The following is an 18,491-nucleotide window of genomic DNA, read 5'->3' on the forward strand; positions in this document are numbered from 1 at the left end:
TCGATGGGGGATTTCACATGACCAGCAAGCGCATCCAGAAAATCGTCATCGCCGGCGGCGGCACGGCCGGCTGGATGGTGGCCGCCGGCCTGTCGCGCACTTTGGGCAAGACGCTGGATATCAAGCTGGTCGAATCGGATGAAATCGGCACGGTGGGCGTCGGCGAAGCCACCATTCCCACCCTCGTGACGTTTCATCGACTGCTGGAGATCAACGAGCAGGAATTCATGGCCGCGACCCAGGGCACCTTCAAGCTGGGCATCGGCTTCGAGAACTGGCGCGATCTGAATCAAAACTACATTCATTCCTTCGGCACCACCGGCAAGGACCACTGGACCGCGGGCTTCCAGCATTTTTGGCTCAAAGGTCGCGAACGCAATCTCGCCGGCGACTACGGCGACTACTGTGTCGAGCTGAAAGCCGCCCAACAGAATCGCTTCGCTCATCTGCCTCGCGGCGGCATGAATTACGCATTCCACATCGACGCCGGGCTGTACGCCAAGTACCTGCGCAAGTACAGCGAGGGCTACGGCGCGCAACGCATCGAAGGCAAGATCGTCAACGTGCTCACGCATGACGACACCGGCTTCATCAAGGCGATCCGGCTGGACTCGGGCGCGGAAATCGAAGGCGATCTGTTCATCGATTGCACGGGTTTCCGCGCGCTGCTGATCGGGCAGACCTTGCGTGAGCCGTACGAGGATTGGTCGCACTGGCTGCCGTGCGACAGCGCCGTTGCGCTACAGACAGAATCGGTCGGCGAGGCGGTTCCATACACTCGTTCCATTGCGCGCGACGCGGGCTGGCAATGGCGCATCCCGCTTCAGCATCGCGTCGGCAACGGCATGGTTTACTGCAGTCGTTACATCAGCGACGAGCAGGCCAAGCAGACGCTGCTCGCCAATGTCGAAGGCAAAGTGCGCACCGATGCGCGCGTCATCAAGTTCAAACCCGGCCAGCGTCGCCAGACCTGGCTGAAGAACTGCGTCGCCGTGGGACTGGCGAGCGGCTTCATCGAGCCGCTGGAATCGACCAGCATTCATTTGATCGGCCGAAGCATCATCCGTCTGCTGCAGATGTTCCCAAGCGAAGGCATCAGCCCCTCGGACATCGAGGAGTTCAATCGTCAGACGGTGTCCGAGATCGAGCACATTCGCGACTTCATCGTGCTGCACTATCACGTCACCAACCGGCAGGACACGCCGTTCTGGAACGCGTGCCGAACCATGGATATTCCGGCGTCGCTGCGCCATCGTATCGAGTTGTTTCGCGAAACGGGGCGCGTGTTCCGTACGACGAACGAGCTGTTCGCCGAGAATTCGTGGATTCAGGTGATGCTGGGCCAGGGCATCATGCCCAAGCAGCACCATCAGGTGGCGGATCTGATGGGCGACGCAGAGCTGGCGCGTTTTCTCGATGGCATCAAGTCACACGTGGACAACACGGTGCAGCAGCTGCCGAAGCATCAGACGTACGTCGAACAATATTGCAAAGCTGCGTCTATTTGAATTAGCCCCGGAACAGCGCCTGGAGCATTTTCTTGCCGTGCCAGGCGAAGCGGGCGCGGCGGCTCATTTTGTTCAAGCTGAAATAGATGCGTTGCTGGCCGCCGAAGGCGCGGAAGAAACGTTCGATGCTTTCGACCATGGAGCCGGTCATGTCGAACTCGACGCTGCGGGCCTTGGAGCGTGCGATCGCTTCCCATACCAGCAGACTGTGGGCGCCGCTGGTGCGCAACTCGGGGTCGGCGCCGCCGGCCAGATAATAAGTCGTCTTGCCGTCCCAAATGAGATAGAGCGTCGCATGTGGGCGGCCGCTTTCGTCACGAGCGATCAGGATCTCGCGCCGGCCACGCTGCGCGCACGCGGCGTCCAGGCGGCGCATGGCTGGTGAGTCGAACGGATTCACGTTGCCTTGGCGCGCGTACGACTTTCCGATGAGTCTGATGCACTCTTCCACGTCGGTGGTCGTTTCCACCGTCAGTTGCTTGCGCGCTTTGCGACTCTCGCGACGAATGTTTTCTCGTAGCGCGTCCCACAACTCTGTCTCACTTTGGGTGAGATCGATCACGTAGGTGTAACGCGCCATCTCCTCGAAACCGTTCCAGACGAACGGCAACATGTTGCTGATGCCGCTGTGACAATTGATCTGCAAGATGTCATAGCGCGGCAACTGCTCGAGCAGCGCGACTGTCAGATCTTTTTCCAATTCATAACGACGCGCGCTCTTGGTGGCGTCGCCCAGATCCAGCCACGGCCCGAGTCGATGCGTGAGCGGCGGCAGCGTGATCACATGAAACAAGCCGCGGCGCTCTTCATAAATTGGCCAGCGCGCACGCAGCACGCCGCCCGTGGTCACAGTGATGTCCCGCCACGCGCCGGGCGCGACTGCATCGAGCCACCACGGCTCCTGAAAAACACAATAGCTGGCCGGCCGCTCCGAAACGGCGGGGGCGGGCCCGGGCTGGGAAACAGACATTGCCGCTGAATGCTCGACGCGAAACATCAAGGTTGCTTGCCATCGCCGCAACCATTTCTCACATCTGTTGGAGGCGCGGCGGTTTTGACGATACTAAATCAACAGAATCCGCGGCCGACATATTCACATAAGTCGGCCCCGGATGCTCCTTTTGTAGCGCAAAAGTTACAAACGCGGGTCGACCGGCTCGCTTTCCAGGGCGAGCACGCCGAACACGCACTCGTGAACGCGGCGCAGCGGTTCGCGGTTCACAAATCGCTGCAAACTCTCGATTCCCAGGGAGAATTCACGCATGGCCAGGCTTCGCTTCGCGCCAAGTCCTCGCTGCCGCAGCCGTTCGATGTGCTCCGGCAGGTCGTACTCTGGGCCGTAAATGATCCGCAAATACTCCCGGCCGCGGCATTTTAGCGCTGGCTGCAACAATCCCCGGGGGCCGCGGGCGACGAAGTCGAGAGGCTTGATCACCATGCCCTCGCCGCCCCGCTCCGTCAGTTGCCGCCACCATTCGGTCGCCTCCACCACGTCGGATTCAGCGTCCAGATTAACCAGACGGTGCGGCGTGGCCACCAGCAACTCGGGATCGGCCGCGGCTAGTCGCGCCAGCGTTTCCATGTGCCAGACGTGAGTCTTATCGATATGCACGCGCCCTTCGGACGCGAGCAGATGGAACGGCGCGAGCTTCAGGCCAGCGATACCTTGCGTCGGCCAGCAATACTTTCGATATGCCTGGCGATACCGGTCCACCAGTCCGAGGCGCGCCTCGACGCTTTGTTGCAGGGAGGATAGATCGCCTTCGGCAACGGCGGCTGAACTCAAGACGAGTTGTGCCTGTCGCAACGCTGTGGCTGCGGCGGAACCGACGGCTGCGTACTGATGCCTGAGCAGATCCTGAGCTTTCGCCGACCAGGGCATGAGCTCGCAATCGAGCGCGAACCAGTCGGATTGGAACTCGTCGTGGAAGCCGGCGTCCTGCAGCGCTCGTGCGATTCGCTCGAGAACCTCCGCTTCGAGCGCGGCTTCATTGAAGAAAGGTCGGCCGGTGCGGGTGTAGATCGCGCCGCGGCCTGCCCCTTCGATACCGAATCGAGTGAGCGCCGTCTGCTCGTCGCGGCACACGACCGCTACGGCGCGTGAGCCCATATGTTTCTCTTCGCATACCACCTGCGACACGCCGTTGCGCCGGTAGTGATCGAAAGCATCCGTCGGATATTCCAGCCAGCTGTGTTGTTCAGCCACTCCGCCGTCGGCACGGGCCGAGCGGCTCGAACAGCGCGCGCAGAAACCTCTCGCCACCACGGCAGGCCAGCACTGCAATCTTTGCTTCGAGAGGAATGGCAGTGACCGCCAACTCCGGCCGCGAACGCGACTTGCCCGCCAGCGCGGATCGGAATGCCACGCCCAGGGCGACACTCATAAACGAGGACGCCACGTAGGGGCGGTCGTTTACATATTGATCGTGAGTTTTCTGGCCGCCCTTCCCACGCACGAGACCGATAGGATCGATGTCCACCAGCAGCGCGACCGTACAGCGTTCGTCGGTCGCTTCGGGATAGAACACCGTCGCCTTTCCGCCCGCCAGCTCGAATTCATGCACTCTCGCGGGATGCTTTTCGAGCAAATACCCGAGATCGGCCGCAGGCGCGTGCGTGGTGGTGATGGTCAGGAGCATGTCAGCGGGCGCAATCCGTTATGGCCAAGGGCGGGAGTGTACACCCCGCCGCTGACTGGACTGCGAGCGCGCTGGTTAGAGGGCGCTCAGCCGGACGCCTTGCGTGAGCTGCCGGGCGAATCGGCTACGTTCGCGCTCTGCAGGCGATCGATCTCCGAGGGGGAGCAGCCGGCGTGTTCCAACACCGGGCGGGTGTGTTCGCCGAAGCTGGGGGCGGCGAAGGGCTCCGGGCCGGGGGTGCGGTTGAATTTGATGGGGCGGGTGAGGCCGCGGTACTTGCCGACCAGAGAGTGATTCAGAGTGGTGACCATGTCCTCGGCCAGCACCTGCTCGTTGTCGAAAACATCTTCGATGGCGCGCGCCGCCGCGCAAGGAACGTCGTCGCCGAAGTGCGCTTCCCATTCCAGGGCCGTCCGCGCATGCAAGGCATCATGCAGCTTCGGCACGATCTCGGCGGCGTGTTGAGCGCGCTTGCGCACCGTGTCGTATCGCTCGTTCTCCGCGAGCTCGGGCAGATTCACCTTCTCGCACAGCGCGTGCCAGAAATGGGGCGTGTTCGCTGAGATATACAAGTAACCCTCGCGCGTCGGGTGCAGACCAGTGATGCCACCGGAACGAAAGTCACGGCCGATATCGCGCGGCTCGCCATCAACCCAAACCAAACGCGCCGACTGCATCGTCAACGCACTTCGTAACAGAGACACACCGACGAACTGCCCTCGGCCGCTGCGCTCGCGTTCGTACAACGCCGACGAAACACCGCCAGCCAGCAGCGCCGCCGCGTAGTAATCGACGACGGAACCGTAAATGATTTCCGGCGCGCCACCGCGCTTGCCTTGCAGCGTGCACATGCCCGTCATGGTCTGCAGCACCTGGTCATAGCCGGCCTTGTCCTTCAAAGGCCCCTTCTCACCATAGCCCGTGACCGCGCAATAGATCAGCCGAGGATTGATCTGCGACAACTGTTCGAAGTCGATACCCAGCCGCTTGGGCACGCCGGGCCGAAAGTTATGCACGAGCACATCCGCCGTGCGCACCAGACGCAGCAGCGCCGCGAGTCCTTCGGCTTTCTTCAAATCGAGAGAGACGCCGAGCTTGCTGCGATTGATGCCGATGAACGCGCGACTCTCCTCCTGCAGCGTCGAAGGATACTTGCGCAGATTGTCACCATCCGGCGGCTCGATCTTGATGACACGCGCGCCTTGATCGGCAAGCAACGTGCATCCATAAGGGCCCGCGATGTACGCGCTGAGATCCAGCACGGTGACGCCGCTCAATGGGCCGGCCGGGCCGGTGCGCTCGGGCAGCGCCGTTTCAGTTCTGGTCGCCATAGTTCGCAAATCGGTGTTCCGTCCCGTTCAGTCTCGCCGAGCTGTCCTTAAACAGGAAGCCACGCATCCTATGCTCAAACATCACAAATTCTGCGGTCCTCATTTCCATGACACCTGCATCCAGGTGAGCCGCCAGGCGCCGTCCTGCCGCCCGCCCGTGCAGAAATAAGGCGTGAACGTCAGCGGCTCGCGCCCCAACGAGTGCAGGCGCAACTCCGGCCCCCACTGCGACGGCACGACTTCTACTGACTGATCGAGCGACTCAGGACTCATCAACAGGGTTTCCGCAGTCTTATATCCGTCAATGAGCGACGTCGCGAACACCAACGGCCCGTAAGTCACCGCGACGTAGTCGTAATGCATGACTTCCTGAGCGATGGGCGAACCATCCGGCGCTCGAGATTCCTGCACGCTCTGGCTCGCGCGCTGGTGAATCCTCGGCTGCATGGAGATATCGAGCGTTAACTCGTCACCCGCGCGCCACTCTCGATTCAGAGTGAGGAATTCGCCCGCACGCGCTCCGGAGATTGCCGCGCCGTTGAGATGAGCGTCCACACCTTCCGCCCAGGACGGAATCCGCACTCGCAACGAGAATCGAGCCGTTTGTTGAGGATCGACGCGCAAACGCACGCGCCCATCGAACGGATAATTCGTGACCTGTTCCAAACGCACGGCACCCGCACCGTCGAGCGCCAGCGTCGCTCCCCCCTGGCCGAGCAGATTGACGCACAGATCCGACCCCTGCCGCGAATAGGCAACCGCAGACAGCTCTTCCAGCGCCATCGCCCCGCTCGACTTGCAACAACGCCAGTACGTCGTATGCACTCGCTTGCCGTTGGGGAAGGAGTAGTAACACCAGTCTTCGCCGTTCGGCGCGACCGCGCCCAACAAATCATTGTAGGCAGTGCGCTCGATCTCCTCGGCGTAGCGCGCTTCGCCCGTCGTCGCAAGCAGCTCACGATTCAACTGCAGCCACGCCAGCACCGAGCAGGTTTCCACATACGCGTACGGGCTGAACACGCTCGGGTGATTGAACACTTCCCGCGAACGATGTGCGACGCCGCCCCAGGGCCCGCCACCCAACGACAGATGATGCTCTCGAATCGATTGCCACAATCGAGTCACCACCGCTCCGTAACGCTCATCGCCAGTAGCTCGATGCAACTTCGCCAGTCCGACCAAATTCCAGCACAGCTGATACGCCTTGCCGGTCGCGATCTCCGCGGCATCCGCGCCCGCGAGCGCCTGTGAAATCAGCTGCAACTCGGCGCGTGCTTCCGCTTGCTCAACGATGCGAGTCGCCAGCTGCAAGTAAACCTTGTCACCCGTGGCAAAATACAACTCGACGGCCGGATCGAGCAGCACCGTCGCTGACATGCCGAAGTGATTGCCGAGCTCGGTGATATCGATCTCGCCCAGCGTCAACGCGCGCCAGCACAGATCGCCAATCCGACGCGCCGCCTCGACGTACTTCGTTTCAGGGAAGTACTTGTGAACTTCCAGCAGTCCCAGGATGAGATAGCTGTGAGTCCAGATGTCCCAGGTGCGCAAGCTGGGCGCACCGTCCCACGTTCGCAGCGGCGGCGCTTGCTTGCGAGTGAAGCGGCGTTCGGCAGCGTACGTGCCCAAGTAGCCTTCTTTGGTCTGCACGCTCACCAGAAAATCAGCGACACCCAGCACTCGCTCACGAAGACCCTGATCGCCACTGCGATGAGCTGCCCGGGCGGCGGCATACAACCATTTGCCCGCGTGCTCGCCGTACCAATCGCCCTCGTAGTTCTGTTCGCGATGCTTGGGATGAAACAACGCAATCGCGGGACTCTGCTCGTCCACGATGAATCGGCTCAGGCGGCCCGACAAATTGGCCGCCAGCGCCTCGCCGAGAACGCCGCCGAGCGCGACGTTCGCGGGATCCGAAAATTGTACGAGCGCGTCAGCCACGGTCAGCCCGCGTCGACCACGCAGCGGAAGCCGAGCATGCCGGCACGGTCCTTCGACGGCGCCATCAACAGATATTTCCCGTGTTGATCCAGCTGATAAGCCTGCGGGAAATACCAGTGCGATGTCTGCGGTTGATAAGCGCTGCCGCCGCGAAGCGCGGCCGCGCGCGTGTGCTCGTCGTAGAACTCACTTGTCCATTGCCACACGTTGCCGACCAGATCCATGACACCGAACGGACTTGCGCCTTGAGGATGCGCATCGACATCGGCCGGCGCCGGCATCTCACGATCCTTGCTCTGCGGCGGCATGTTCGACGTATTCCAATCGTTGCCCCAGGGATAGAGACGGCCATCCGTCCCCTGCGCGGCGTACTGCCACTCCCACTCGTGCGGCAGTCGCTTGCCGGCCCATTGAGCATACGCGCGCGCGTCTTCGATCGACACCCACGTGACTGGCTTCTTTTCCCAACCCTTGCGAGGCGCGCCGTCGACCCAATCGCGCAGGAAGTTGTGCGCGTCTTTGGGCCGATAGCCACTGGCGTCCATGAACTTCTTGAACTGCGCGTTGGTCACCGGATACTTGTCGATATGAAACGACTTGATGTGCATGCGATGCCGATGGCTGCGGCGCGCGGAGTTCTCCCATGGATACTGGAAATCCAGCCCCTTCCAGGTGTAGCCCTCGATCTCGATGCCGCCGACCGCGAAATCGAACTCGGCGGCGGGAATAGTCACCATGCCTTCGGGCGCGAGCTTCGTCGGCGGCGTCGGCTCGATCTCGATCATCTTCTGCGGAATGGCCTGCCACACGTTTGACAACGACTGCAGCGAGACCTCGTTGTACTTCTTCATTTGTGCCAGCAGCGCATCGAGGCCATCGACGGTCGCGCCGCTTTCCACACCGAGAACCGCCCCGTAGCCGCGCGTCTCCAGCGTCAATGAGATGTAGGCCTGACCATCTACGATGCGAGGCGACAGGCGCGTGCCATTCCAGATGTCGTAGTACGTCCTGCCCTCTCGATGAGGCACGACCAACTGCTCGCCGGTCATGTCGTACTCGTTGCGGTTGACGATGCTCCACAGCGTCTTGGCCGGCGACGGGAACTTGCTGGCGAACACGCCCTGCTGCAGCGTGAGTGCGTAAGGCTCCCACTCGAGGCTCACGAACAGATCCGAGAACTTGCGGAGCAGCGTTGCAAGACGCCGCAGCGCTTCGCCATCGCGAGCGGTGAATTGATTCCACACGCCCCACACGTTCTCCCACGCGACGTAGCCGATGCCGTTGAAGAACATGTAATGAAAATCGTCGGTACGATCGCGCGCCCAGCGATTCTCGATATTGATGACGTGCCGCGGCTCCAGCCATTTGAGCTTGCTGACCGCCGGAATGATCTCGGTGGACGCCTTGCCCCAGCTCTGGTTGTTCCACATCAACTGCTCGTCGGCATAAGGCACCGACTCGGGCTGAAACGCCAATGGATGTCCGATCGCTTCGGATGCCACGCGAAACGAGCGAGGCACGCCGTTGTATGTATCGCCGTTGACGCCGTCCGCACCGACCAGCTTCGCGAGTTTCGCAACCGCTTCCCAATCCGGCACGCCCTCGCCTTTCGTACCGTTGTCCCACGCCATGGTCGGCAGAAACACTTTCACGCCACGGCGATGGAAATCCGCGACGGCCTGTTTCAAGCCTTCGAGCCCGCCGGGCAGGTCGCTGGCGAGCGCGGTCTGATTGCGATCGTCGATGCCGATGTTGGTGTACACGTACCAGATAAGTACGCTGTCCACGCCGCCGAAGCGGCGCTCGAGGTCGTCGAGGTATTTATCGACGGTGTACTTGCCCGCGACCGGATCGTAGAAATATCGATCCTCGACCATCATCTGCGTGTGCACGAAGTTCTTTTGTGTCCACGCGAACTCGGGACGGCGATATTCGGAATCGTCGTAACCCATGCGGATGAGGTGCTCGTGCCGCCACACCTTCATCTCGGCCAGCCACACGGGCACGGCGCCGTTCACATCGATGCGCCACTGCCCGATGTTCACCATCGGCCAACCCGGCGCCTTGCCCGGCGTGGGCAAGTGCGCACCAACGGTATGCGGAAGAGCGTACTCGCCGATCTGAGTGACGGGAGCGCGTTGCGGCTTCGATTGCGGCTTCATGATCAAGTCGTCAGGGATGTTGAGACAAAAACGTTTGGAGCTCGGCGTGCGTGGGGATGCTCGACTGCGCACCATGGCGCGTGCAGGCCAATGCGCCGGCGGCATTCGCCCAACGCAGCGCTTGCGCCATGGTCATGCCGCGATCGAGCGCGGCCACAAGCACGCCACAGAAGGTATCGCCCGCGGCGGTTGTATCGACAGGCATGACTGCAAACGCGTCTTGCATGATCACCTTGCCGTCGACACGCGCACAGCAACCACGATCTCCGAGTGTTACGACGATGCAAGGTACATCGATGCGCTCCATGCACTGCTCGATGCTGCCCTCGTGCGCAGAGACGGTCGCAAGCTCGCCCTTGTTGACCACCAACACATCGAGCAGTCCGAGCAGTTCGGCCGGCAACGCACGCGCCGGCGCTGCGTTCAGCACTACCTTCACGCCGCGCTGACGCGCCGCTCGTGCATAAGCAATGACGGTATCGATGGGAGTCTCGAGTTGCAGCAGCAGATGATTGCAACCCTCCAGCGAAGGCAGGTGCTGGGGGCGCAAGGCGTTGTTCGCACCGGGCGCGACAGTGATTGCATTCTCCGCGTCATCGGAGACGCAGATGAATGCAGTACCGGTCGGCTGATCCGCCACTCGCACAACATGCATCTGCACGCCGGCTGCAAGTAGCGATGCCTCGATCGGTTGGGAATACGGATCGTCGCCCAGTGCGAGCAGCATCTGCGTCGCCGCTTTACCGGCACGCGCGCACGCGATGGCCTGATTCGCGCCCTTGCCGCCTGGGTACGTTTTGAAATCCCGCCCCAGCACGGTCTCGCCCGGCGCCGGAATGTGCGACGCCTGCACCACGAAGTCGAGATTGGCCGAGCCGGCGACGAGAATCATGGCGCGCTCACTGAACCAACGATTGATAGACCAGAGTGTAGAACTGGCCGCTCAGCCGCGGGGGCGCGAGCGGCGAACCTTCCGGCAGATGTTGCATCAAGAGCATGGCGATCAGCCCTTCGCGCCGATCCACGGTGAAATAGGTCGAGGCGGCGCCCGACCAGCCGAAATCGCCGACGCTGCCCAGTCGCGGGCGACGCGCCGGATCGACGCCGACGTAGCCGCCGAGCCCGAACCCTTCACCGGGCCGGAATTCCAGTTGCGGCGGATCAAGGTTGCCGAGCTGGTTGCTCATCATAAAGCTCACCGTCTTGCGGCTGAGGATGGATGCGCCGTCGAGCTCACCGCCGTTGAGCAGCATTTGAGCGAAGCGCAGATAATCCGCAGCCGTCGAGTACAAGCCACCGGCAGCGCTGGGATAGGGATTGATTGCAGTCCCGGGCTCGATCCCCCGATAGCTCGCCGATGGGATCAATCGTCCATCCGCATCCGTCGCGGTCATCTGCGCAATACGGTGGCGCTGATCGACGGGCACTGTGAAGCCTGTGTCTGTCATGCGCAAGGGCGTAAAGATCCGATCCTGCAGAAAACGTTCGAAGGGTTGGCCCGACCACACTTCGACCAGACGAGCCAGCACGTTCGTGTTCACGCCGTCATAGTTGAAGCGCGCTCCCGGATCGGCGGCCAACGGCACGTTGCTCAGCATGCGAACATAGCTCTGCAGGTCCGGCGCGCGAGCCAGTTCGGCACGCTCGCCCGCAAATCCACCGGCGTGCACTAACAAGTGGCGGACTGTCATGGGACGCTTCGGCTGCCGCAGCTCGGGCGCGTCGACCGTCCCGCCGTTGAACACCCGCATCTCGGCGAGCTCGGGCAAATATTTGCTCACTGGATCGTCGAGCTGGAACTTGCCCTGCTCCAGCAGCATCAATGCCGCGACCGAGGCGATGGGCTTGGTCATGGAATAAATACGAAAAATGGCGTTGCGATCGAGCGCGTCCGGCGCGCCAATCTCACGCCGTCCATGCGCTTGCCAGGAAACGATGCTTCCGTGCCGTGCGACCAACGTGACCGCGCCCAGGTACTGCCCGCTCGCGATGGTCGATTCGATGAAATCATCCACCCGTTGTAAACGTTCGGCGGAGATTTCCTCCGCCGACGTCGCCACCGACGCGAACACGGTGGCCAGCGCGAGAGCGAACCAGCCCCCGCTGGATGACATGGTGAGCCTCGTACTCAGAACTTCATCGTATAGGTCAGCGAGGTCACGCGACCGCGGCCCGACCAGTAGTTGCGGAAGCCCGGCACCTGCGCCCAGCTCAGGATGTAGAACTTGTCGGTGACGTTTTCGACGCCGAGCGTGACCAGGCTCTTGCCGAACCGATAGTTCGCGCCGAGATCGAACAACGTGTAACCGCTGGTGTGCTCTTCGCCCGGACGGCCTTCGTTGAGATCGCGGCCGAGATAAGTCGTCGAGCTGACGGTGACGTCGCCTGCATCGTTGAACTGCCACGACAGCGAGGTGCCGATCTTGTCGGGAGTGATGTCGTTCACACCCATCTCGCGATCCAGCGGCCCGCTATTCCCCGTGCGCGTCATGCCTTCGGTGTGCGAGTACAGCGCCGTGGCGCTCAACGTGTCGGTGATCTTGAATTCGCTGGTGAATTCATAACCTTCGATCTCCACCGGCCGACGCAACATGATGAAATCTTCCGACGCCGGATCGACCGCCAGCGACACGCCGAAATCCGAATCGGACCGGTAGTACGAGCCACCCAGGCTGATTCGCGAGCCACGCCAGTTGAAGCCCACCTCGGTGTTGTCGACGACGATGGGTTCGAGATCGAGGATGCCATCGACCGATTGTTGCGGATCGTTCGGACAGCCGTCGGGCTGAGTGCCCTCGGGCGTGTCGTTCGAGCACTGCACGTTACGCAGCGGAATGCCGACGTTGGGCAGCGTGAAGCCTTTGCTGTACGAAGCGAACAGCGACAGCCCAGGCACGACGCGCCAGACCACGCCGAAGTTCGGCAGATTCTCTTCGTAGCTCAGCGTGCCGCCCTCGACGAAGCGCCGATCGCGCGCCCAGGTCGTGGTGTAGTCGTCGACTTGCAACTCGCCATCTTCGCGACGAACGCCGCCAGCGAGAGTCACCGGGCCGATGTCATAGGAAAGCTGGGCGAACGGCGCCACGCTCGTATATTCCATCGGCGGCACCCACACGCGATTGGTCAGCGCCAGGCGCTGTTCGGCGACGTCTTCGGTCAAGTCGATGCCGGCATTGATCTCGAGTCCCGACACGCTGAACAAATTGCCGCGCGCAAACGCGGTGCGCAGACCTTTCTTTTCCGTGCGGATCTCGGACTGATCGATCAACGTGCCGATCGGCGCGATCAACGGATCCTGACGATCCGGACCATCCTCGGCCACATAGCGCATCGCCTGCTCGGCGCGGTATGCGTTGACGGTGAGCGAACCGCCGAATAAATCGTTGTGGCTGTAGGTCAGGCTTTCCTGATCGAAATCGTTGAACTCGGTTTTCGAGCCCAGCGGCCGGCCGCGCACCGAGGTGTTGGTCAAGCCGGTGGTGCGATCCCCGTCGACCAGGATGTAGTTGCCCTTGGCCGTGATATTGAATCGGCTGACGCTCAACTGCAGGCGCTGCTGATCGTTGGCGCCGAAGTTCATGCCGCCTTTGAAGAACAGATTCTCGGATTCGGAGTCGGCTACCGAGCCGCTCGTGTTCAAGCCGATGGAGCGGCCGTTGCCGTCGTAGGTCATGCCGCGATCGACATAGGACACCGCGGCGATGGCGTCGAAGCGATCCTGCTTATGAGTCAGCGTCGCGCCGATCTTCCAATCGTCGCCGTCGTTTTCGAACTGGCTGCTGTAGCGCGCCGTCAGATCGACTTCAGTGCCCTCTTCGGTGGGCGAGCGCGAGATGTAGTTGATGATGCCGCCGGCCGCGCCGATACCCTCGGCCGCCGAAGGACCGTTGATCACTTCGATGCGCTCGACGATACCCATGTCCGTAAACGTGCCGTTGCGCGTCCCTTCGCGCAGTGGCGAACCCTGCGGCACGCCGTCGAACAGACGCAGCGGGATACGACCACGCAACGTTTCGCCGGTGTTGCTCATAGCTTGCGAGGATTCGGAGTAACCGGGCACGGTGCGCGACAGCACCGCTGTTGCATCCAAAGTCACCGCCTGCGTGTGGGCCAGCTCGGCTTCACCGATGACGGTGATGGCGCCAGGAATCTTGTCGACGGCCTTGGGCACGCGCGTGCCGGTGACGATCACTTCGGCGATCTGCTCGCCGGTGCTGGCAGTGTCCTGACTCAGCGCGCTGGTGGCGAAGGACGCGAGCACGAGCGAGCTCAAGCCGGTCGCGAGCGGGATGCGACTCCCGATATAAGTTTTCATTGACTCCCCCGAATTCGAATATGAGAGCGGTTGTCGTGTGCTCTGCGGCTTGAGAGTCTGTGCCAATGGCGGGCGAAACCAATCCGGGCGACCTATATTCAGACGTTACTTTTTATTGCTTCTGCTCGTCGTGAGTGGCGGCTTTGCGCGCCTCTTCCACGAAGGCGTTGACCAATCGGATCCTGACCGATGCTCGCGACCACACGATGCCGATGCGACGCGGCTCGGAGGCGTGCGGCAAGGGGATGCGAACCAGGTTCAAACCTTCCGGCCAGGGCCGCGCCCAATCGGGAACCAGCGACACACCCAGCCCGCGATCGACCATGACAGCGATGGCGTTCAACGCGTTCAGCTCGAAGCGCTCGCGCGGCGTGATGCCAACCATTCGCAAGTACTCGTCGGCCTTGCGGCCGCCCCATTGATTGCGGTCATATCTCACCAAAGGCTGACTCGCCAGCAATTCGTGCGGATCGCGACCGGCCATGCTCTGTGGCGCAAGCACGACCAGCGGCTCCTCTCGTAACAACAACCATCCACAACTCTTGTGCAACGTGAAGGGCGCTTCGAGCACCACCGCTGCATCCAACTCGCCTTTCTCGACGGCACGATACAAATCAGCCGAGTAGCCCGGCTGGATGAACACGCTGATCTGCGGGAAGCGGGCGACGGTGCGCCCGAGAATGTCGGGCAATATGCCGGTGAGCGCCGTCGTGCCAGCGCCGAGGCGCAACTCGCCCGCGACACCTTCATCGTTCGCGACGGCCTTCAAATCTTCGGCGTCTCTCAGCAGATCACGCGCACGCTCGAGGATGCGCGCACCGGCTTCGGTGACACTGACGGTCCGGCCGGCACGCGCAATGAGCGACTGGCCCATCTGCCGCTCCAGCGTGCGTATCTGTTGAGCGACTGCGGCCGGCGTGATGTTCAACAGACGGGCGGCCGCCGCCATCGATCCGTTATCCACGACGGACACGAACGTGCGAAGGAACTGCGTATCCAAGACGTTACTCGTTCTGCATCAGCCCGCCGGTGAGAGGGGCGGCGCCACGTCGTGCCCCATAAATCGTCAGCCCTTCCAGCGTCTGCGCGGTGGGCGCCGGAAACAGCAGACTGGCCACATAGCCGATACAAATACACAGCAGGATGGAAATGGCCAGATAGAAATAGGGATGCACCAGATTCATGGACCACGCCACCGTGGTAATCACGATACTGCTGCCGATGCCGATGGCCACACCCTGCCAGTTCGCGCGCCGCGTGAACATGCCCAACGTATACGCCCCCGCGAAGCCGCCGCCCAGCAGCCCGGCCAGCTCGATCGAGACATCGAACAACGAATGAATGTCATAGCGCGACAGGAGCAACGCCAGGCCCATGCCGGCCAGGCCGGTGACCACCGTCATCCATTCGGCGAAACGCACACTGCGTTTGGGATCGGGATTACGGACCAGCTTTTCGTAGAAATCCACGGACGCAAGCGTCGCGACGCTGTTCATGATGCTCGACAGTGTGGCCATGGCGGCCGCCAGGATGCCCGCGATGATCAGGCCGCGCACGCCCATCGGCAACTCCGCCGCGATGAACAGCGGAAAAATCGAGTCGATGGGCAACAGCGGGTTGAGCCGCTCCGGATGCGTTTTGTAGAAGGCGTACAGCGCGGTGCCGACCATGTAGAACATGAAGCCGCCGGGAATCATGATGGCGGCCAGGGTCCACACCGAACGGCCCGCTTCCTTCGCCGATTCGGTGGACAGCACCCGTTGCATCAGCACCTGGTCCTTGGGGAACGTCAGCACCACGTCGAACAGCACCAGGAACACGAAGCCCCACACCGTCGCCTTGGTGAGATCGAAGCTGAAGTCGAACAGTTTGGTTTTGTTCTCGGCGGCGGCGATGGCCGCCATTTCGCCGAAGCCGCCTTTCACCATGAGGGCGATGAACACGATGGCAAACACGATGCCGCCCATCTTGACGATGAGCTGCACGAAGTCGGTCCAGATCACCGCCTTCATGCCGCCCATGGCGGTGTAGATCATGGTGAACACGCCCATGATCAGAATGCTCCACTCGACCGCGATGCCCGTGGTCGTGGCGATGGCGAGCGACGGCAGGAACAGAATGACACTCATGCGCGCGCCGATCTGCATCAGGATGCAAAGCCCGCTGGCCAGCGTGCGAATGACCGGATGAAAGCGTGTTTCTAAGTAGGTGAACACCGACATGAGATTGAGCCGCCGGAGCAGCGGCACGATCCACACGGCGACGAACATCAGCCCGAGCACGGCGATCAGGTTGTTGGTGAGATATTGCCAGTTGGTCTCGAACGACTTGGCCGGAATGGCGATGTAGCTGATCGAGCTGGTGTTGGCCGCGTACAGACTGACGCCTGCGGCCCAGAACGGAATCTTGCGGCCGCCGACGAAGAAGTCGGCGGTCGAATTGCGCTTCTCCTTCAAATAGAAATACATGCCCATGCCGATCATGGACACGAGATAAACGATGATCATCACCCAGTCGAGCGGCTGCAACAGCAGCTTGGTGGTGCGGACTTGGGCGGACGTTAGTTGCTGAGTACCGTCTTCGCTGGCTCGCAGCCACACGATGCCATTCTGCCAACCGGTCGCTGCACTGATTTTCGTGGCGCTCGGCGCTTCAGCGAGAGTCGCCCACGAACCCGTGATGGTATGAAATGAAATGACGCTCGCTGGCAGCGTGCTCGAAACATAGAGCACGTGAGCCTGACCGAGCGCGCTCGCCGAACCCGCGACCAACGCCGCCGGCGCCGTGCCTCGATCCTTCCAGCCTTCCTCGGCCTTCCATTGCAGGATCCGGTCGGTTCGGCCTACGCCACGCAGAGTGATGATCAACGCGTTAGTCTGCTCCGCCGCTGACGTAACCTCGTCGACCAATCCCGGCCACGGTGCGTGAGTCATCCACGCCGGTTGCGCGGCGCTGACGTCGATTTCGAAGAACCGGCGCGCTCGATCGGCATCGACACCTACGATCCACAACTTGGATCCTGCGACGGCCGCGCGCGCCGAGAACAGTGGCGCGGGTAATGGCGGCACAGACAATCGCGCTGCCCCGCTCAGTGAGAACGATTCGATGCGCTCGACTGGGCCGTGAGCGTCTGAACCCAGGAGCACATAGGCAGCCTGACCATCACCTGCCGCGCCAAGCACGGCGGCATCGCTCTGCTCACGCAGACGCCGCCAGGATTGCTGATCTTGATCCAGCCGCCATATGCCCGAAGCGCCCCACGCGACCAGCGTCCCGTCGACCGTCAGCAGATGCGTGACGGCCTCCGGCGGCGCGGCCGGCAAAGACTGAATATCGAGATCGACGAGATTTTCCGCTCGCGTCGCCACTGTGCCCGCCAGGAGCAGGAGCACACTTATTAATAGGAGCCGGACGGCGCGAATCATTGTCATCGACGGTGCGGTGGGCTCAACACCCGCCGGCCATCATCCCCCCAATCGAAATCAGCAGCGCCGATGTGACGCGAGCTCAGTGTGCCCGAGTGTGGTGCAATCCAATCGAAACGAAAACCATGCAATGGTGATTTCACACCGAAGTTTTTGTTTGTTGTGGTGACTTCGGCGCGCCGGCGTGGTGCTTGATCAATCGCGTCGGCGGCTGGCGAGCCAGAAGACCCACCCCCTAACCCCCTCCCGAACGGGAGGGGGAACTCAATTTTTTTATTTTTCCCTGCGGGAGGCTGATGGAGAGATCTTCGTACCTGCGACGATCTGCTCGGCGCGGCGGATGTCCGGTGTATCGATCATGCGACCGTCCAGCAGAAAAGCGCCGGCGCCATTGGCTGTGGCATGACGGGCGGCATCGAGCAATCGCTCCGCCTGCTGAATCTCCGCGTCGCCTGGTCGGAACACTTCGTTGGCCAGAGCGATCTGGCTGGGATGTATACAGCTCTTGCCCAGAAATCCGAGCCGCTTCGCCATGCCGGCCTCGGCGCGAAAACCTTCGGTGTCTTTGATGTCGGCGAACGCGCCGTCGTAAGCGAACACGTCCGCTTCAGCCGCGGCCATGCGAACAGCGAACATCACCGAGTACACATGCCGCGGATCGCGACGTTCGATGCCATACGGCCCGAACAGATCCGCATATCCCAGCTGTAGCCCGGCGACTCTCGGATGCGCGGCAATCTCGGCCGCGTGTCGTAACCCTTTTGGCGATTCGATATTCGCCAGAATGCGCAGGCTAGGACGCAATCCCGCATCCGTGAACGCACGGTCGATGACTGCAACGGCCTCATCGATTTCGGACGCCGCTTCCACCTTGGGCACGTTGATCAACGTGAGATTCGTTGAAGCGATCGCGTACACGTCGGCGGAGAAGTGCGACGTCGTAAGCGCGTTGACTCGCACGATGATGGCTTTGCCGGACGCCTGCGAATCGCTCGAGCGCAGGAACTCGCCCACGGCCGCACGCGCGTCGCTCTTGCGAGATTCGACGACCGCATCTTCCAGATCGATCGAAATGGCGTCGGCCGCCGACGCCAGCGCCTTGCCGAACAATTCCGGCCGCGCGCCCGGGACGAATAACTTGCTGCGCATGATGGCCGATCAGATAACACG

13 protein-coding genes are annotated in these 18,491 nt (G+C 61.9%); 1 reads left to right on the forward strand and 12 read right to left on the reverse strand.

What is annotated here, in order from left to right; all coding sequences use genetic code 11:
• Positions 1 to 17 precede the first annotated feature (17 nt).
• Positions 18 to 1,508, forward strand: a complete 1,491-nt coding sequence (locus tag VGD45_RS17770; protein ID WP_331156675.1) for a tryptophan halogenase family protein — start codon at positions 18 to 20, stop codon at positions 1,506 to 1,508.
• 1 nt (position 1,509) lies between these two features.
• Here the strand turns inward: VGD45_RS17770 and VGD45_RS17775 are convergent, their stop codons facing one another.
• The 12 genes from VGD45_RS17775 to VGD45_RS17830 form a co-directional block, all read right to left on the reverse strand.
• Entirely contained in the window at positions 1,510 to 2,478 is a 969-nt protein-coding gene (locus VGD45_RS17775) for a GNAT family N-acetyltransferase (protein ID WP_331156676.1), read from the reverse strand.
• 165 nt (positions 2,479 to 2,643) lie between these two features.
• Complete coding sequence (locus VGD45_RS17780) at positions 2,644 to 3,714, reverse strand: hypothetical protein (RefSeq protein WP_331156677.1); 1,071 nt, start codon at positions 3,712 to 3,714, stop codon at positions 2,644 to 2,646.
• A complete protein-coding gene (locus VGD45_RS17785) occupies positions 3,707 to 4,147 on the reverse strand; it encodes a hypothetical protein (protein WP_331156678.1) in 441 nt (146 codons plus the stop codon). Before VGD45_RS17785 ends, VGD45_RS17780 begins: the two co-directional genes overlap by 8 nt.
• Before the next feature lie 86 nt (positions 4,148 to 4,233).
• A complete protein-coding gene (locus VGD45_RS17790) occupies positions 4,234 to 5,478 on the reverse strand; it encodes a CoA transferase (RefSeq protein WP_331156679.1) in 1,245 nt (414 codons plus the stop codon).
• 99 nt (positions 5,479 to 5,577) lie between these two features.
• The gene (locus VGD45_RS17795) at positions 5,578 to 7,419 is read right to left on the reverse strand and encodes a glycoside hydrolase family 127 protein (protein WP_331156680.1); all 1,842 of its coding nucleotides are present in this window, start codon (positions 7,417 to 7,419) and stop codon (positions 5,578 to 5,580) included.
• A 2-nt stretch (positions 7,420 to 7,421) separates the two neighbouring features.
• Entirely contained in the window at positions 7,422 to 9,581 is a 2,160-nt protein-coding gene (locus VGD45_RS17800; protein ID WP_331156681.1) for a formylglycine-generating enzyme family protein, read from the reverse strand.
• 10 nt (positions 9,582 to 9,591) lie between these two features.
• The gene (locus tag VGD45_RS17805; protein ID WP_331156682.1) at positions 9,592 to 10,473 is read right to left on the reverse strand and encodes a ribokinase; all 882 of its coding nucleotides are present in this window, start codon (positions 10,471 to 10,473) and stop codon (positions 9,592 to 9,594) included.
• A 7-nt stretch (positions 10,474 to 10,480) separates the two neighbouring features.
• Positions 10,481 to 11,695 carry a serine hydrolase domain-containing protein gene (locus VGD45_RS17810; RefSeq protein ID WP_331156683.1) on the reverse strand — a complete coding sequence of 405 codons (1,215 nt, stop codon included), beginning with the start codon at positions 11,693 to 11,695 and terminating at the stop codon, positions 10,481 to 10,483.
• Positions 11,696 to 11,709: 14 nt separating this feature from the next.
• Positions 11,710 to 13,896 (reverse strand): TonB-dependent receptor, encoded by a 2,187-nt coding sequence (locus VGD45_RS17815; RefSeq protein WP_331156684.1) that lies wholly within the window; start codon positions 13,894 to 13,896, stop codon positions 11,710 to 11,712.
• A gap of 112 nt (positions 13,897 to 14,008) precedes the next feature.
• A complete protein-coding gene (locus VGD45_RS17820) occupies positions 14,009 to 14,896 on the reverse strand; it encodes a LysR substrate-binding domain-containing protein (RefSeq protein ID WP_331156685.1) in 888 nt (295 codons plus the stop codon).
• A gap of 4 nt (positions 14,897 to 14,900) precedes the next feature.
• Positions 14,901 to 17,264 (reverse strand): sodium:solute symporter, encoded by a 2,364-nt coding sequence (locus tag VGD45_RS17825; RefSeq protein WP_331156686.1) that lies wholly within the window; start codon positions 17,262 to 17,264, stop codon positions 14,901 to 14,903.
• Positions 17,265 to 17,594: 330 nt separating this feature from the next.
• Positions 17,595 to 18,470, reverse strand: a complete 876-nt coding sequence (locus VGD45_RS17830; RefSeq protein WP_331156687.1) for a CoA ester lyase — start codon at positions 18,468 to 18,470, stop codon at positions 17,595 to 17,597.
• Between the last annotated feature and the right edge of the window lie 21 nt (positions 18,471 to 18,491).

This window comes from Steroidobacter sp. (genome assembly GCF_036402275.1).
Lineage (GTDB): Bacteria > Pseudomonadota > Gammaproteobacteria > Steroidobacterales > Steroidobacteraceae > Steroidobacter.

Coding starts and splice junctions, on each gene's coding strand:
- VGD45_RS17800 (WP_331156681.1), bottom strand. CDS start 9,581: ATGAAGCCGCAATCGAAGCCGCAACGCGCTCCCGTCACTCAGATCGGC.
- VGD45_RS17815 (WP_331156684.1), bottom strand. CDS start 13,896: ATGAAAACTTATATCGGGAGTCGCATCCCGCTCGCGACCGGCTTGAGC.
- VGD45_RS17785 (WP_331156678.1), bottom strand. CDS start 4,147: ATGCTCCTGACCATCACCACCACGCACGCGCCTGCGGCCGATCTCGGG.
- VGD45_RS17790 (WP_331156679.1), bottom strand. CDS start 5,478: ATGGCGACCAGAACTGAAACGGCGCTGCCCGAGCGCACCGGCCCGGCC.
- VGD45_RS17770 (WP_331156675.1), top strand. CDS start 18: ATGACCAGCAAGCGCATCCAGAAAATCGTCATCGCCGGCGGCGGCACG.
- VGD45_RS17830 (WP_331156687.1), bottom strand. CDS start 18,470: ATGCGCAGCAAGTTATTCGTCCCGGGCGCGCGGCCGGAATTGTTCGGC.
- VGD45_RS17805 (WP_331156682.1), bottom strand. CDS start 10,473: ATGATTCTCGTCGCCGGCTCGGCCAATCTCGACTTCGTGGTGCAGGCG.
- VGD45_RS17810 (WP_331156683.1), bottom strand. CDS start 11,695: ATGTCATCCAGCGGGGGCTGGTTCGCTCTCGCGCTGGCCACCGTGTTC.
- VGD45_RS17775 (WP_331156676.1), bottom strand. CDS start 2,478: ATGTCTGTTTCCCAGCCCGGGCCCGCCCCCGCCGTTTCGGAGCGGCCG.